Annotated in this window: 15 protein-coding genes; 10 read left to right on the top strand and 5 right to left on the bottom strand. The window is 42.8% G+C overall.

Annotated elements, in window-relative coordinates:
• The first annotated feature begins 111 nt into the window (after positions 1 to 111).
• Both carA and aroQ read left to right on the top strand, forming a co-directional pair.
• Complete coding sequence (gene carA / locus FRX45_RS17880) at positions 112 to 1215, top strand: glutamine-hydrolyzing carbamoyl-phosphate synthase small subunit (RefSeq protein ID WP_152269847.1); 1104 nt, start codon at positions 112 to 114, stop codon at positions 1213 to 1215.
• 102 nt (positions 1216 to 1317) lie between these two features.
• A complete protein-coding gene (gene aroQ, locus FRX45_RS17875) occupies positions 1318 to 1743 on the top strand; it encodes a type II 3-dehydroquinate dehydratase (RefSeq protein WP_152269846.1) in 426 nt (141 codons plus the stop codon).
• 131 nt (positions 1744 to 1874) lie between these two features.
• Here aroQ and FRX45_RS17870 read toward each other — a convergent pair whose 3' ends face one another.
• The 4 genes from FRX45_RS17870 to FRX45_RS17855 all read right to left on the bottom strand — a co-directional run bounded on the left by FRX45_RS17870 (position 1875) and on the right by FRX45_RS17855 (position 5657).
• Complete coding sequence (locus FRX45_RS17870; RefSeq protein WP_152269845.1) at positions 1875 to 2408, bottom strand: hypothetical protein; 534 nt, start codon at positions 2406 to 2408, stop codon at positions 1875 to 1877.
• Between the two features lie 111 nt (positions 2409 to 2519).
• Positions 2520 to 3323, bottom strand: a complete 804-nt coding sequence (gene proC, locus FRX45_RS17865) for a pyrroline-5-carboxylate reductase (RefSeq protein ID WP_152269844.1) — start codon at positions 3321 to 3323, stop codon at positions 2520 to 2522.
• Position 3324: 1 nt separating this feature from the next.
• The gene (gene rfaD, locus FRX45_RS17860) at positions 3325 to 4317 is read right to left on the bottom strand and encodes an ADP-glyceromanno-heptose 6-epimerase (protein WP_152269843.1); all 993 of its coding nucleotides are present in this window, start codon (positions 4315 to 4317) and stop codon (positions 3325 to 3327) included.
• Positions 4318 to 4367: 50 nt separating this feature from the next.
• Positions 4368 to 5657, bottom strand: coding sequence for an acetyl-CoA hydrolase/transferase family protein (locus tag FRX45_RS17855; RefSeq protein ID WP_152269842.1), 1290 nt, complete (start codon positions 5655 to 5657; stop codon positions 4368 to 4370).
• A 232-nt stretch (positions 5658 to 5889) separates the two neighbouring features.
• On the opposite strand from FRX45_RS17855, the gene FRX45_RS17850 reads away from it, so the two are divergent.
• The 8 genes from FRX45_RS17850 to FRX45_RS17815 all read left to right on the top strand — a co-directional run bounded on the left by FRX45_RS17850 (position 5890) and on the right by FRX45_RS17815 (position 15494).
• Positions 5890 to 6567, top strand: a complete 678-nt coding sequence (locus tag FRX45_RS17850; RefSeq protein ID WP_226805441.1) for an O-methyltransferase — start codon at positions 5890 to 5892, stop codon at positions 6565 to 6567.
• Positions 6568 to 6579: 12 nt separating this feature from the next.
• Positions 6580 to 7821 carry a glucosaminidase domain-containing protein gene (locus FRX45_RS17845; RefSeq protein ID WP_152269841.1) on the top strand — a complete coding sequence of 414 codons (1242 nt, stop codon included), beginning with the start codon at positions 6580 to 6582 and terminating at the stop codon, positions 7819 to 7821.
• 3 nt (positions 7822 to 7824) lie between these two features.
• Positions 7825 to 8367, top strand: a complete 543-nt coding sequence (hpt, locus tag FRX45_RS17840; protein WP_152269840.1) for a hypoxanthine phosphoribosyltransferase — start codon at positions 7825 to 7827, stop codon at positions 8365 to 8367.
• A 347-nt stretch (positions 8368 to 8714) separates the two neighbouring features.
• Positions 8715 to 10205: a vWA domain-containing protein gene (locus FRX45_RS17835; RefSeq protein WP_394350038.1), complete on the top strand. Its 1491-nt coding sequence runs from the start codon at positions 8715 to 8717 to the stop codon at positions 10203 to 10205.
• Between the two features lie 143 nt (positions 10206 to 10348).
• Positions 10349 to 11053, top strand: coding sequence for an ABC transporter ATP-binding protein (locus FRX45_RS17830; protein WP_152269838.1), 705 nt, complete (start codon positions 10349 to 10351; stop codon positions 11051 to 11053).
• A gap of 54 nt (positions 11054 to 11107) precedes the next feature.
• Positions 11108 to 11668, top strand: coding sequence for a cob(I)yrinic acid a,c-diamide adenosyltransferase (locus tag FRX45_RS17825; RefSeq protein ID WP_152269837.1), 561 nt, complete (start codon positions 11108 to 11110; stop codon positions 11666 to 11668).
• A gap of 121 nt (positions 11669 to 11789) precedes the next feature.
• Positions 11790 to 13628 carry a DNA polymerase III subunit gamma/tau gene (locus FRX45_RS17820; RefSeq protein ID WP_152269836.1) on the top strand — a complete coding sequence of 613 codons (1839 nt, stop codon included), beginning with the start codon at positions 11790 to 11792 and terminating at the stop codon, positions 13626 to 13628.
• A gap of 195 nt (positions 13629 to 13823) precedes the next feature.
• Positions 13824 to 15494 (top strand): pyruvate dehydrogenase complex dihydrolipoamide acetyltransferase, encoded by a 1671-nt coding sequence (locus FRX45_RS17815; RefSeq protein ID WP_152269835.1) that lies wholly within the window; start codon positions 13824 to 13826, stop codon positions 15492 to 15494.
• Positions 15495 to 15547: 53 nt separating this feature from the next.
• Here FRX45_RS17815 and FRX45_RS23635 read toward each other — a convergent pair.
• The coding region (locus FRX45_RS23635; RefSeq protein ID WP_226805440.1) for a hypothetical protein at positions 15548 to 15858 on the bottom strand (311 nt) is incomplete at its 5' end.

Below are 15858 nucleotides of genomic sequence, written 5' to 3'. Positions count from 1 at the left end.
GCAAAGCAGGATCATTATAAGGTCCTGCTTTTTTTGCATACAGCACAATTGTGCAGAAATAGTTTTGGCAAAAACCATTGTAATTTATTTTATTTGCAAAATTTGTATAGAATGTCTGAATCTCTCACAAAACCGGCAGTACTTCTTTTGGAAGATGGAAACGTTTTTTATGGTAAAGCTTTTGGTAAAACAGGAACTACCACGGGTGAAATTTGCTTTAATACGGGCATGACCGGCTACCAGGAAGTATTTACCGATCCCAGTTATTACGGGCAGGTTGTTATTATGAATGCCGCCCATGTAGGAAACTATGGTGTAAAAGCTGCGGATGTAGAAAGCAATTCCGTAAAGATAAAAGGATTGATCGGCCGAAACCTGGAAGAAAGATACAGCCGCTTGCAGGCAGATCATTCCCTTCAGCAATACCTCGAAGAGCAGCAGGTTGTTTCCATACACGGCATTGACACAAGAGCGTTGGTAGTGCATATACGTACCAGCGGTGCTATGAACTGTATTATCTCTTCAGAAACTACGGATTTAAGTATTCTTAAGTCCAAGCTGGCGGAAACACCTTCTATGAACGGACTGGAGCTGGCTTCCGTTGTTTCTACCCGTGAGGTATATGAAATGGGCAACCCGCATTCGGCAACCCGGGTGGCGGTATATGATTTTGGGGTGAAGAAGAATATTTTGAACTGCCTTACTGAAAGGGGGGCGTATGTAAGAGTATACCCTGCTAAAACAGCGCTGGAACAGATAGAAGATTTTAACCCGCATGGTTATTTTATATCCAATGGACCGGGCGATCCTGCACCTATGGATTACGGGGTTCAAACAGTAAAAGGAATACTTCAAAAAGGAAAACCTTTATTTGGTATTTGCCTCGGGCACCAGTTGCTTGCGATGGCTAACGGGATACCTACTTTTAAAATGCATCATGGTCATCGTGGATTGAATCATCCTGTAAAAAATATTATTACCGGGAGAAGCGAGATCACCACCCAAAATCATGGGTTTGGGATTGACCCGGAAGCAGTAAAAAAATCACAGGCTGTAGAAATTACGCATATTAATTTGAATGATGATTCCATTGAAGGAATACGCATGAAAGATAAGCCTGCGTTTTCTGTTCAATATCACCCGGAATCAACGCCCGGCCCGCACGATAGCCGCTATTTGTTTGATGAGTTTATGGGTATGATGAAGGAGGGGTGAGGCGGCAGGTATGAGGGTGTCAGTGTGAAAAAGTGAAATGTGGAGCGTGAGAGTGAAAGGTGAAGGTGAATAGTATTGTGTATTGGTAAAAGAAATATAGGTATGAAAATCGCGATCATCAATGGACCCAATTTAAACCTCCTTGGTAAAAGGGAAACGGATATTTATGGCAATATGCCATTTGAAAAATACTTTGATGAACTGCAAAAGAAATTTCCGCAGGTGAGCCTTTATTATTACCAGAGCAATATTGAAGGTGAGCTGGTGAGTGAATTGCAAAAATTGGGCTACACCTATGATGGCATTATATTAAATCCTGCGGGATATACGCATACTTCTGTTGCCATTGGCGATGCCATTGCGGCCATTAGAACACCTGTGGTGGAAGTACATATCTCCAATGTACATGCCAGGGAAGATTTTCGCAAGCTGTCACATGTATCGGGCAAATCGGTAGGCAGTATTTTTGGATTGGGTTTAAAAGGGTATGAATTGGCCCTTCAATATCTTTTATCCACGGGGAAATAATTTTTTCTTTCTGCTTTTAGTACTGCCGGAGACTCGTTCAGCGCATAAGTCCCATAGCTCCTCACAACGGGCTTTAATGAAGACTCCCCCGGCACTCATAATTTCATTCTTCTTCCTTTCCAATTTTCCCTTCAAATTTTCTCAATTCTTTCCGCCAGCGAAGAGGCGGTTTCGCCGGGCACAGCAGTAAAATCCTGCAGGGATTTCTGAACAAAATTGAGTGCTTCCTCATATTTTTTAAACTGAGCATATAAAATTTTTTCATCACCGGTTTCCCAATAATTTCCTTCATCACTAAGGGTAAAGCTTTCCGGGTATTTTGCAGAAATATGTTTTAAAAGTTTGATGATAGCAATATGAGCATCCGGGCCGGCGTATTGTGTTTTGACGCTCGTAGTAAACATCAGTTCTTTATCAAAGCGAACACCATCATAAATTTCTTTGACAAGGATGTTCATGGGCGAGAGCGATCGGTTGTTGTGGTCGAAAGTAAGAAAGACAGGTTCGCTTCCTTCGGGTGCAAAGGCTATTCCTTTTAAACCTTTATCATCAATAATATGCGGTGTCCAATCAAGCGTTTCTGAAATTTCCTTTACTTCTTCCATCAGAGGCCCTAATAATTTTTTGTCTCGAAGAATACCTGAATAATGAATAGATAGCCCCATAATTATTTTTTTTTGTATCGCCGGAGTGTGTTATGCAACCATAAACTGCAAACGATAAATCACAAACTAAAAATTTTAAATCTCAAATCCGGTTACCTCACACGTCATACCTTATTTATTATCGGATGCAATTTTATCGTAGCTCGCTACAATCCCTTTAATGAGGGATGAGCTGAAGCCCTGGTGTTCCATTTCATTTAGCCCCGCTATGGTACAACCCTTGGGGGTGGTTACTTTATCTATTTCCTGTTCGGGATGTGTATTTTTTTGCAACAACAGTTGTGCGGCGCCTTTTACTGTTTGCGCGGCAATCAGGCTAGCGGTAGCCGCATCAAATCCAATTTCAATACCGCCCTGGATATTGGCACGGATATAACGCATGGCATATGCCGTTCCGCATGCAGCCAATACTGTTGCTGCATTCATCAGCTTTTCTTCAATTACAGCTACCAGACCTAACTGGTTGAATATGTCTTTCACATAATCCAACTGCTCACTGGTAATATCTCTTGCACTTATACAGGTCATACTCTGCTGTATAGCGATGGCTGTATTGGGCATAGCCCTTACGGTTGATATTTTTTTATTTAAAATACCGTGGATATGCGCTGTGGATATACCTGTAACCACTGAAACCAAAACATGCCTGTTCTCATCAAAAAGCGGTTTAATAGCGCCCAGTACATCATCAACCTGGAAAGGTTTTACTGCAAGAATGACCATGTCGGCAAAACGAAGTGCTTCGGCATTGTCATTACTTACCAGCACACCTTTTTCCTCGAGGTACCGGAGCGTTGAAAGATTTCTTTTGGTGATCAAAATATGATCGGGTAAAACAAATCCGCTTTGGATCAATCCTTCCGCAATGGCAGTGCCCAGGTTCCCGCCGCCAATGATGGCTATTTTTTTATTCATGCTAATAATAGTTTCCTGTAATTAAATAATTTTTTACATAATCGTCAATGCCCTCTTCAAGACTGTAAAACGTATTCGTATACCCGGCCTTTTTTAGTTTGGTAATGTTCGCTTCTGTAAAATACTGGTATTTGTCGCGAATATCTTCAGGCATATCAATAAAACGGATATCCGGCGGTATGCCCATTCCCGCAAATGTGGCAAGGGCCAGGTCATAAAAGCTTCTTGCTTTGCCGGCGCCGAGATTATAGAGGGCGGAGTCCGGCTGGTTTTCCATGAGCCAGTAACAAATATTCAGCACATCCTTTACATACACAAAGTCGCGTAGCTGTTCCCCATCCTTATAATCGGGCCGGTGCGATTTGAATAAATTTACATACCCTTTTTGTTTTACCTGATTAAAGGCATGAAATACCACACTGGCCATGCGTCCTTTGTGGTATTCGTTGGGTCCGTAAACATTAAAGAATTTTAGTCCGGCCCAAAAAGGCGGCTCACTGTGCTGGCGGAGTACCCATTTATCAAATTCATTTTTTGAAATACCATAAGGATTTAGTGGCTCAAGCTTGTTTACAATATCATGATCATCCTTATAACCCAGGACGCCAGATCCATAAGTAGCTGCAGAAGAAGCATACACAATGGGCGTATTGTGCAATACGCAATAATTCCATATATCCTGCGAGTATTCCACGTTCAGCCGCTGGTGTACGGCGTAATCAAATTCAGTGGTGTCTGTACGTGCGCCTAAATGAAAAACAAAATCAATATCAGGTTTGTTTTGATGCAGCCACTCAAAAAAAAGATCTCTTTCTATTTTGTGCGCGTATTTTTTATTAAGGAGATTATTCAGCTTGTCGTTTCTTTCAAATTCATCCACCAGGATAAGATTTTCAAATCCCCTGCTGTTAAGAAAGGATGCCAGGCAACTGCCGATAAAACCCGCCGCCCCGGTAATGACTATGCTGTTGTTTTTTGAAACTGTATGGTTCATATAATGATGTTCAGCCGTATACCCCGGCTGTAAAATAAATGGAATGCAAATTAAGATGAAGATTTAAATCGCGAGTGAAATGCTTTTTCCAGCGCTTCCCGGTGATCGGGGTGAGCTATACTGATAAGCGCTTTTGCCCGTTGTTTTAAATTCTTCCCAAACAAATCCACGATCCCAAATTCTGTAACCACCCAATGAACATGCCCCCGTGTAGTAACTACTCCGGCGCCTTCTTTTAAAAAAGGCGCAATGCGGGATATCCCTTTTGAAGTAACAGATGGTAAAGCAATAATAGGCTTCCCGTTTTCGGATAGAGAAGCGCCCCGCATAAAATCCATTTGGCCCCCAATGCCCGAAAATTGGTAAGTGCCAATAGAATCGGCGCATACCTGCCCGGTAAGATCAATCTCAATGGCGCTGTTAATAGCCGTTGCGCGGGGATTTTTCCTGATATTGCTGGTATCGTTTACATAACTGATGTCCATTACCCGTATGGAGGGGTTGTCGTGTACAAAATCGTACAGCTTTCGTGTGCCAACCATAAACCCGGTAACAGAGCGGCCTGTATTTATTTTTTTTTGACTGTTATTGATCACCCCATTTTGTATAAGCGGTATAACCCCATCCGACAACATTTCAGTATGTAAACCCAGGTTTTTATGATTGCCAAGGTTTTTTAGAACCTGGTCGGGAATAACGCCGATACCCATTTGTAAACAGGCGCCATCCTCAATTAAAGATGCCACATGACGACCGATCTTCTCAACACTGTCACTCACTTTTTGGGAATAATCCACTTCCGGGAGACTGCTTTCATCCCAAACCAGCGCATGTATTTTGCTGGTATGCAAAAAACCATCTCCATGTGTGCGCGGCATATTGGGATTTACCTGTGCAACAACTATTTTAGCGGTATCCACAGCAGCCCGCGCAATATCAACAGAAGTACCTAAGGAACAATACCCGTGCACATCGGGTGGCGATACCTGTACCAGCGCCACATCAATGGGTAATATGGATTTCCTGAAAAGCTGCGGGATCTCACTCAAAAATATAGGTACATAATCGCCATCATTGCTGTTTGCCACAGCACGCGTATTAGCCGACACAAACAATGAATTAAAAAAGAAGCTTTTCCGGATCTCCGGTTTATTGAAATCCACGTTTCCCAGGTTGGTAATGCTTACCAGTTCTACATTTTTTAATTCTGCATGCCTGCGCTGCATGGCTTCTATCAGGGTTATGGGTGTTGCCGCACTACCATGCAAAAACACGCGGTTGCCCGATTGTATGCATTGCACCGCTTCGGAAGCAGAAATAAAGAGCTCGCTATTGTTCATATACCATATTTACACAAAAATGGGGTAAATCTGTTGAAAAAGAAAGATAAGGCAATCTCATGACAGAAGATTCGTTGATAGATGGATTTTGAATAATGCAGTGGTTTGAGAGATGAATAGTATAGACTATACCAGCTAATATTAATGCCTCATCTTTTAATCCAACATACAATATTTTTTGTGCAGGTGTATTATTCAATGCAGCAGTAATTTGGGTGGGCTATAATTGTATTTGGCATTTCTTGGCCTTACCTTTGCCGAAAGGAGCGATGTGGAAATACTTAACGTTTTTGCGCAGGGTTACTCGGAACAATTTACGACAGGCGAAGACGAATTGTTGCAGGAAGTAGCGGTTTACACCAATGAAAACCATCCTCATGCACATATGCTTAGCGGGCAGGTGCAGGGAAAATTGCTGAGCATGCTGAGCCGGATGATCCGTCCTTCACGCATATTGGAAATTGGAACATTCACAGGGTATAGCGCATTGTGCCTTGCGGAAGGGTTGATTGATGGGGGGATATTGTATACCATTGAATTACGCGAAGAAGATGCATCGAAAGCGCTTGATTTTTTTAACAAAAGCGCTGTAAAGGATCGTATTAAATTGCAGGTTGGGAATGCATTAGAGATTATCCCAACATTGAACGAAAGCTGGGATATGGTTTTTATAGATGCAGATAAGGTGAATTACATCAATTATTATGAAATGGCGCTGCCGCAATTGAAGCCCGGCGGTTTTATGATAGCCGATAACGTGCTGTTTCATGGCCAGGTGCTTGAAAAACAAATAGAAGGAAAAAACGCAAAAGCCATTCATGCATTTAATGAACATGTAAAAAAAGACAACAGGGTAGAACAGGTATTATTAACCGTTAGAGACGGGTTAATGCTGATTCTGAAAAAATAGAACGCCGAATCTATGATCAAAAAAGTAAATATCCTTTTGGTGCTGGCCGTTTTTAGCTATACTGCCTTGAAGGCGCAAAACGCCGCTATTATCCAATATATTAATACCTATAAATTCCTGGCTATCCAGGAAATGCAGCGTACCGGCGTGCCTGCTTCCATTAAGCTGGCACAGGGCATCCTTGAAACACAGGCAGGTGAAAGTGATCTTGTAAAACGTTCCAATAACCATTTTGGCATTAAATGCAAAACGGGGTGGGACGGGAACAAAGTATATCACGATGATGATGAAAGAGGAGAATGTTTCCGTGCCTATGCTTCGGCCGAAGATTCTTACAGGGATCATTCCGATTTTTTAAAAAGGAGCCAGCGCTATGCTTTTCTTTTTCAGTTGAATCCGGAGGATTACCAGGACTGGGCCAAAGGATTAAAGAAAGCCGGCTATGCCACCAATCCAAAATATACACAGCAATTGGTGAAGTTTATTGAAACCTACGACCTCCAGTTATACACTTTGATAGCGCTGGGAAAACGCAAAATGGAAGATGAACAACCGATGTATGCTGTTAACAACAATACCATACCTGTCATTTCTACTGCGGTGGCAGCACAGGTCAGCGGAAGTACGGAGCCTGAAGCTCCGGTTAAAGCTTTGCGTTTGCGATATCCCGAAGAAGCATTCAGAATAAACGATACCAGGGTAGTTGTAGCTGTTGCAGGCACTCCCTTACTTTCCGTTGCGGAGCAATTTGGCGTTAAATACAGACATCTGCTTGAATTTAATGAATTGTCTGAAGCGGATGATATTGTACGCAAAGACCAGTTGATTTTTTTACAACGTAAAAGACGGCAGGGTTCAAATCCATTTCACCTGGTTACAAAAGGGGAAGCGCTCTATGATATTGCCCAGGAGGAAGCCATAAGGTTAGATAATTTATTAGCCTACAATCAACTGCAGGGCAACGAAGCGCCTGTTGTGGGGCAAAAGCTCTATTTGCAAAAAGATGCGGCAGAGCGTGCAGCGGCAAATGCAGATAACAATATCCTCGGAACGGAAATAGCAAAAGTAGAGCAAGCCTTACCTGTAGTTAATACGCCTGCAACAACATCTGTAAAACATATTGTTCAAAATAAGGAAACCTTGTTTGGCATAGCCCGGAAATATGGAGTTGAAGTAGACCAGGTTCGCTCATGGAACAGGCTACAGAATGATGCCATCCGCAGCGGACAGGAACTGCTTATTTATAAAAATTGATCCATGCCCGTAATACATATTCATGATAAACAATTTCAACCCTATATTTCGCAGGAAGCGATTGCTGATAAAATTCAGGAGATCGCACATGCATTAGAAAAGGATTATGAAGGGAAAACACCTTTGTTTATTGCAATTTTGAATGGATCATTCATGTTTGCTTCGGATCTTTTTAAAGTACTGAATATACCTGCGGAAATTTGTTTTATAAAGCTGGCTTCCTATAAAGGCACCAAATCATCGGGACACATTGTAACTTCTATAGGGCTTGATATAGATTTATTCGGAAGAGATGTTATTATATTAGAAGATATTATTGATACGGGTAAAACCATGAGCCAGTTTTTACCGCAACTTTTTCATCAGCAACCGGCCTCTTTGAAAATATGCACTTTACTGCATAAGCCAGAAGCCACCATTTATCCTACTACTATTGATTATCGCGGGTTTATCATACCCGATAAATTTGTAGTAGGATACGGACTTGACTACGATGGACTGGGCAGGAATATTAAAGAGATATATCAGCTAACCGACCAGGGATAACAACCTGTGAAATAATATCATGTATCCAATATCGTTAGATGTACTAAAACTACTGTTATAACATGCAATGCCATATAAAACAGGCCGCTTTACTCATGGGATGGCTCTGTTTTTATACAACGGTAAGTGCCCAGTATTATTTACGCGGGGAAATAGCGGATGGGAAAAATACACCCCTGCAGAATGTAAAGATCATTCTCCATTCAACCGGTTATCTGCATTCCAGCGGGTTAGGTGGTGCTTTTGGCATTCCCAGTACGCAAAAATCCGACAGCATTAGTCTTTCCCTCGACGGGTATGAACCGCTTTCATTAAGGGTAAATACTTCCGAATATCAGAAGCTTACGATGAAAATGCTGCCTTATACGGCAAGTCTTCAAAAACATTACCTGTTATCACTCACCACAAGCCTTCAAGTGCTGTCGGGACGTAAATTGTCTGTTGCAGACGAAACCTACAGTGCGCTGGTTGAGAATGATTTTGTTAAAACAGATGGCAACCCCGTTACCGGTATTACGCCGAATGTAAACGGGGCTTCCTACAGCAATATCCGCCGGTTCATTAATATGAACAGCCAGGTACCTGAAGATGCTGTTCGTATTGAAGAAATGCTGAATTATTTCAACTTTAATTATATAGAACCTGGTGGCGACAGCATATTTACTGTTCGTTCGCAATTGAGCTCCTGTCCATGGAATGAGGAAAATCAATTGTTGTTTGTGCAGGTAACTTCCAAAAAACTTAATCTTAATAATATTCCTCCCAGTAACCTGGTTTTTCTGATAGATGTATCGGGCTCAATGGATATGCCCAACCGGTTGCCATTGCTTAAGTCGGCTTTTAGAAAATTAGTTGAAAATCTGCGACCGGTAGATACCGTATCCATTGTAGTATACGGTGGGGTTACGGGTGTAATGTTGCCTCCCACCAGTGGCGATAAAAAAGAAAGAATATTGCAGGCTATCGAAGATCTTGCTGCAGGAGGGTTTACACCCGGGGAGGCCGGAATACGGCAGGCTTACCGGCTGGCGCATAATACATTTATAAAAGATGGCAATAACCGGGTAATACTGGCAACAGATGGCGATTTTAATGTAGGTGTATCGGTTGAAAGTGAACTTGAAAGTCTTATCCTTACAATGAAACGGGGCGGCATTTATCTTACCTGCCTGGGAGTAGGGATGGGGAACTACAAAGACTCTAAAATTGAGGCATTGGCAAAAAAAGGGAACGGCAATTTTGCATATCTTGATGATGAAAGAGAGGGTGAAAAAGTATTGGTGAAAGAGCTTACGCAAACCTTATATGCAGTAGCAGATGATGTATCGCTTAATGTGCATTTCAATCATGAGGCTGTCCAATCCTACCGGTTAATAGGCTTTGATAATAAAAGAACAGCCCTGGAAGATACCAGCAGCACTTTGGAGGGGGGAGAAATAGGCTCGGGGCATTCAATGATAGCGGTGTTTGAACTGGTTCCGGGAAAGGACCAGGTTAAAAAGCAACCCACTGGCATAGAACTGGCAACAGTAACGATTAATTACCGTTTGCCGGGTAAAAAAGACCTTATAAAGCAGGACTACAATTGCCTTAATAATTATAAGCCATTAGACAGCCTGAACCACTATTTTAAGTTTGCCACAAGTGTGTGTATGTTTGGAGGATTTCTTCATAGTTCGCCCTACCTGCAAAAAGCCACATGGGATGATGTATTAAGGCTTACCAAAGAGTCTATGGATACCGCCAATCCGCTGCACACAGAGTTTTTTGATATGCTTGTTAAGGCAAAAAAGATATATGAGCCCTCTAAAAAAAGAAAAAGAAGGAGCCGAAGGTAGGAGGCAGCCAGGTAAAACCAGGCAAAATATTTACTTTTCAGTATTTTTTGTTAACAGATAATTTGGATTTGACTTTTATCCATAAATCCATATCATCCCGGAGTTTCACTTATATTTGTTTTAAACAATTTCGAACAGCAGTTATGAACTCCATCATTCATCTGGATAATATCAGGAAAAGCTACTTTATGGGCAGGCAGGAATTGCAGGTTTTGAAGGGCATTTCACTTGATATTCAAAAAAATGAGTACGTTGCTTTAATGGGGCCTTCAGGCTCAGGAAAAAGCACGCTCATGAACATACTGGGATGCCTTGATACGCCCACAGGCGGGGATTATCATCTCAACGGGCACCAGGTAAGTAAAATGATAGATAATGACCTGGCCGAAATACGAAACAAGGAAATTGGCTTTGTTTTCCAGCAGTTCAATCTTTTGCCCAGGCTTTCGGCAATGGAGAATGTAGCACTTCCGCTTATATATTCAGGTGTAACCAAAAAGCAACGTATGGAAAGGGCGATGTCGGTACTTGAGCAGGTTGACCTGGCCGACAGAAGCCATCATCGCCCCAACGAGTTAAGCGGTGGCCAATGCCAGCGTGTAGCCATTGCAAGGGCATTGGTAAATAATCCGTCTTTGGTGCTGGCAGATGAACCTACAGGAAACTTAGATTCCAAAACTTCATACGAGATTATGAATATTTTTGGTAAAATACAGCAGGCAGGTAATACCATAGTGCTGGTAACGCATGAAGAAGATATCGCCCACTATGCCAAACGGATTGTTCGCCTGAGGGATGGCGTTATTGAAACCGATAAAAGAACGTCTGAGGCAGCAGTAGTGGTGTGATGAGTGCCAGGCTGGCTCTATAGCATAACTTCCCGTTGACACGAAATAACCGCTATGTCCTTTAAAATATATACCAAAACAGGCGATAAAGGCACAACTTCACTGATTGGTGGAACAAAAGTGCCAAAGTCGCATTTACGTATTGAAGCATATGGAACCATAGATGAATTAAATTCAAACATCGGGTTATGTAAAGACACCCTTGATGATGAGCATAGCCGCAAGGTATTACAGGATGTGCAATGGCACTTGTTTTCTATTGGAGCCGCGCTTGCCTGCGATCCTGCTAAAGAAACCAAATTGCATATTCCCGATATTCATGAATCTGACATTGTTTCTCTGGAAAATGAAATAGACCGGATGAATGAAGTGCTTCCCCCGCTAAAATATTTCATTTTGCCCGGCGGCCACAGCACTATATCTTTTCTGCATATTGCCCGCTGTGTTTGCCGCCGCGCAGAAAGATGCTGCGTGCATTTGGAAACCGAAAAGGAAAAGATAGCACCGCTTATACTAATATATCTCAACCGCCTGAGCGACTATTTATTTGTATTGGCAAGATATGCAGGACACTTGCTAAAAATTGAGGATATACCCTGGAAACCCCGCGGATAATTGGGTTTTAACAAAGATTGAATTGATTTGTAAAGGCGCCCACTGACTCGTTACTGACCACTCACCACTCCCTACTTACATTTCTCACATTCCCTTACATTTGCATAAACGGAACCAGGGCATGGATAATTTTATTGTATCGGCGCGTAAATACCGTCCGCAAACTTTTAATACCGTGGTGGGCCAGGCGCATATTACCACTACCTTAAAGAATGCGATCAAAAACAAGCAACTGGCGCATGCCTTTTTGTTTTGCGGACCCAGAGGCGTAGGTAAAACCACCTGCGCCCGTATATTGGCCAAAACCATTAATTGCGAAAACATGCAGGCCGATGGCGAAGCCTGTAATATTTGCAACTCCTGTAAATCATTTAATGATGGCGCCTCCCTTAATATTCATGAATTGGATGCGGCGAGCAATAACTCTGTAGATGATATCAGGACACTTACAGAGCAGGTGCGCTTTTCGCCCCAGGCCGGAAGATACAAAGTGTATATTATAGATGAAGTGCATATGCTGAGCTCTTCGGCTTTTAACGCCTTTTTAAAAACACTGGAAGAACCACCGCCCTATGCCATTTTCATTTTAGCCACTACCGAAAAACACAAGATACTTCCTACCATTTTATCACGCTGCCAGATATTCGACTTTAAAAGAATTACAAACAATGATACTGTTGATCATTTGCAGGAGATCTGTGATAAAGAAAAAATCACATCAGACAAAGCGGCGCTCCAGGTAATTGCACAAAAAAGTGAGGGCTGCATGCGGGATGCACTCAGTATTTTAGATAAGATAGTAAGTTTTACCAATGGCGAGCTCAGCTATCAGAATACATTAGAACACCTGAACATATTAGATGCGGATTATTATTTTAAGCTGATGGAAGCCATGCAGGCGCAGGATTTGGGCAGCGCCCTGTTACTGTATGATGATATTAACCGCAAAGGATTTGAAGGCGACCTGGTACTGAATGGCTTTGCCGAATTTGTGCGCAACCTTCTTGTGTGCAGAGATGAAAAAATAGCGGGCTTGCTTGAAGTGGTGGAAAGCTTTAAAGACAGGTATGTGGCTACAGCGCAAAAGATTTCACCGGCATGGCTGATCAGCGCGCTGAATGTTTTGAATGAAGCAGAGATCAATTATAAAGGTGCGCGAAATAAGAAGCTGCATGTAGAACTTGCCCTCATTAAACTTACATACCTGAGTCAGGCTGTAGAGTTGGTAAACGAAGCCGGCGTTGTTAAAAAAAAACGAACTGATGCAGCCAAACCCGTAGCATTTAAAAATATAAGACCCGCAGTACTGAAGGATGAGGCTTTAGCAGGCAATGCATCTCCTGCTGCAAACAAACCGCAACCATCGGACGGTGCCAAACTGATCATTGAAAGCAATGTGGTGGAAGAGGAAGAAACGCCATACGGCCGGGGTTCAGTAAAACCGGTGATCCCCTCCGGTAAACCAGCTCGGGACGCAATAGCAATAGAAACGCCTGTGACAGCCACACCTACGCTTGGGGCATTGTCTAAAATACGCAAACAGATCGTGCAAAAGCAAACACAGGCTAATCATACAGCAAAATCCCTAACAGCCGAAAACCTGCAGGAAGCATGGAGCAGGTATATAGATAAATTAGTGGAGCAAAAAAATCATTCCGCCGTTACCAATTTTAAGCTGGCACAATTAAAGATAATGGACAACAGCAGTTTTGAGATAGTGGTGGAAAGTAATATTCAGCAAAAATTTATTGAGCAGGAACGCGGAACCTTAATAGAACATCTGCAATCCTTTTATAATAACCGCTCCCTTTCCTATGCTATCCAGATAGAGGAAGCCATAGATAACGGTGCACAGCAGGAGCGTCCGCTCACCAGCCGCGAGCAATACCTGAAAATGATTGAGCAATACCCGCTGGTGAAAGAATTAAAGGAAAGATTAAAATTAGAGCTGGACTATTGAAGATTTGCGATTTGACATTTGCTACCTGCCCGTCCGGCAGGCGGGTTTGAGATGGGAATGCCGGTAATTCATAACAAATACCGCGGGCTCTTCGCCATGGCTATTGATAAAAATGATGCAGCCTCATTTCATTTGCGCTTTTTGCCTTAATTTCGACCTTCCAAATACATCTTAAACTTAAATTTCATATATAGTATGGCTGAAGTTATTAAAATGCCGCGAATGAGCGATACCATGACGGAAGGGGTGATCGTGGAATGGCATAAAAAAGTAGGCGATAAAGTAAAGCCGGGCGATCTGTTGGCCGAAGTAGAGACCGATAAAGCTACAATGGAACTGGAAAGCTATAACGAGGGCACTATATTATACATTGGTGTTGAAAAAGGCAAAAGTGTAAAAGTAGAAGAAGTAATTGCTGTAATTGGCAAAGAGGGTGAAGATTACAAAGCTGCATTGAGTGGCGCATCAGCCGAAGCTCCCCAAAAAGAAGCGGAACAAAAACAAGAGCCGCAACCCGCCGAAAAAGCTCCCGCTTCCAACGGCACTGCAAAAGCGGAGACTCCAAAAAAGGAAGTTCCTGCCGTAACACCTGAGCAGTTAGGCGTTACCGTTATACGCATGCCTTTACTGAGCGATACCATGACGGAAGGAAAAATTGTGAAATGGAATAAAAAAGTAGGCGACAAAGTAAAAAGCGATGATAACCTTGCCGATGTAGAAACCGATAAAGCCACTATGGAAGTAGTGGGCTATACGGATGGCACTTTATTATACGTGGGTACGCCTGAAGGAGAAGCCGCAAAAGTAAATGATGTAATTGCCATTATTGGTAAGGAGGGAACGGATGTGAGCGGACTGGTAGCTTCTTTAAATAATCCACAGGATGCGCAACCGGCGCCTGTGGCTTCCGCTAAAGAAGAAGCGCCCGCAGCCACTGCTTCAACACCTGCGGCGCAACCGGCGGAAGAAGCTCCGGCATCCGATGGAAACGGAAGAATTAAAGCCTCGCCCTTAGCTAAAAAAATTGCAAAGGATAAAGGCGTTGACCTGAAATTAGTGCAGGGTTCGGGTGATGGGGGAAGGATCATAAAAAAAGACATTGACAGTTATACGCCCGCTGCCGCAAAAGTTGCAACAGCTCCCGCTGCCGGCGCCGTGGCTGCATTTACTGCCGCTCCGGGTACAGAAGGATATACAGACATTAGTCTTAACCAGATGCGTAAGGTAATTGCCCGCCGCCTGGGTGAAAGTAAATTTGGCGCTCCGCATTTTTACCTTACCATGGAAATTGTAATGGATAATGCGATGACTGCCCGGGCCCAGATGAATGAAGTAAGCCCTGTTAAAATAAGCTTTAATGATATGGTGGTAAAAGCCGCGGCTATGGCTTTACGTCAGCACCCGGCGGTAAACAGTAGCTGGATGAATGAGAGCATTCGCCAGTGGCACCATATTCATGTAGGCATAGCCGTAGCCATTGAAGACGGGCTGATTGTACCGGTAGTACGTTTTGCCGACCAGAAATCGCTGAGCCAGATCGCTGCCGAAAGTAAAGAACTGAGCGGAAAGGCACGCAATAAAAAACTTCAGCCCAACGAATTCAGCGGTAACACGTTTACCATTTCCAACCTGGGTATGATGGATATTGATGAATTTACCGCTATCATCAATCCGCCGGACAGTGCTATAATGGCCGTGGGGCGCATAAAAGAAACTGTAGTGAAAAAAGGCGATGGGTTTGGCGTGAGCAATATCATGAAAATAACATTAAGCTGCGATCACAGGAGCGTGGATGGCGCTGTGGGCGCTGCATTCCTGCAAACATTTAAAAAATACTTAGAGAACCCGGTAACGATGCTGGTGTAGAGATTTGAAATTTGGGATTTCAGATTCGGGATGAGGGGATCAGCCGCAAAGCATTATGATGATTTAACTTTTTGTGTCAAGTGATAACAGTTGGAGCAATAGATCTGGTAACAGTAGTATAAGCTCTTTGCATATTTATCAGGGATAAATAGCTGAAAATACAGTAGTACCACAGCTAAATCAAAGCGTGTGCACGGATGTGTTATATCGTCATCCGTGCTTGAACTTTTTTTTACTTTTTCTTTCAAGTGTACAGCAGTTGCAACTCCAAACCGGAAAAAGTAACTTGCCGAAGCAGTGCTATCACAAGCCGTTTTTTGTCTTGGTGCCTCAAGCCCGAGTTCAAGTCTGGCAAAGTTCTTTG

The sequence above is a fragment of the Agriterribacter humi genome, from assembly GCF_009192765.1.
Taxonomy (GTDB): Bacteria; Bacteroidota; Bacteroidia; order Chitinophagales; family Chitinophagaceae; genus Agriterribacter; species Agriterribacter humi.
This window is presented reverse-complemented; position numbering and strand designations above follow the sequence as displayed.

Bases quoted from the DNA above. Each gene is read 5' to 3' on its own strand.
- aroQ (WP_152269846.1), top strand. From the start codon at position 1,318: ATGAAAATCGCGATCATCAATGGACCCAATTTAAACCTCCTTGGTAAA.
- hpt (WP_152269840.1), top strand. From the start codon at position 7,825: ATGCCCGTAATACATATTCATGATAAACAATTTCAACCCTATATTTCG.
- FRX45_RS17825 (WP_152269837.1), top strand. From the start codon at position 11,108: ATGTCCTTTAAAATATATACCAAAACAGGCGATAAAGGCACAACTTCA.
- FRX45_RS17830 (WP_152269838.1), top strand. From the start codon at position 10,349: ATGAACTCCATCATTCATCTGGATAATATCAGGAAAAGCTACTTTATG.
- rfaD (WP_152269843.1), bottom strand. From the start codon at position 4,317: ATGAACCATACAGTTTCAAAAAACAACAGCATAGTCATTACCGGGGCG.
- FRX45_RS17845 (WP_152269841.1), top strand. From the start codon at position 6,580: ATGATCAAAAAAGTAAATATCCTTTTGGTGCTGGCCGTTTTTAGCTAT.
- FRX45_RS17820 (WP_152269836.1), top strand. From the start codon at position 11,790: ATGGATAATTTTATTGTATCGGCGCGTAAATACCGTCCGCAAACTTTT.
- FRX45_RS17870 (WP_152269845.1), bottom strand. From the start codon at position 2,408: ATGGGGCTATCTATTCATTATTCAGGTATTCTTCGAGACAAAAAATTA.
- FRX45_RS17815 (WP_152269835.1), top strand. From the start codon at position 13,824: ATGGCTGAAGTTATTAAAATGCCGCGAATGAGCGATACCATGACGGAA.
- proC (WP_152269844.1), bottom strand. From the start codon at position 3,323: ATGAATAAAAAAATAGCCATCATTGGCGGCGGGAACCTGGGCACTGCC.
- FRX45_RS17855 (WP_152269842.1), bottom strand. From the start codon at position 5,657: ATGAACAATAGCGAGCTCTTTATTTCTGCTTCCGAAGCGGTGCAATGC.
- FRX45_RS17835 (WP_394350038.1), top strand. From the start codon at position 8,715: ATGAAAATGCTGCCTTATACGGCAAGTCTTCAAAAACATTACCTGTTA.
- carA (WP_152269847.1), top strand. From the start codon at position 112: ATGTCTGAATCTCTCACAAAACCGGCAGTACTTCTTTTGGAAGATGGA.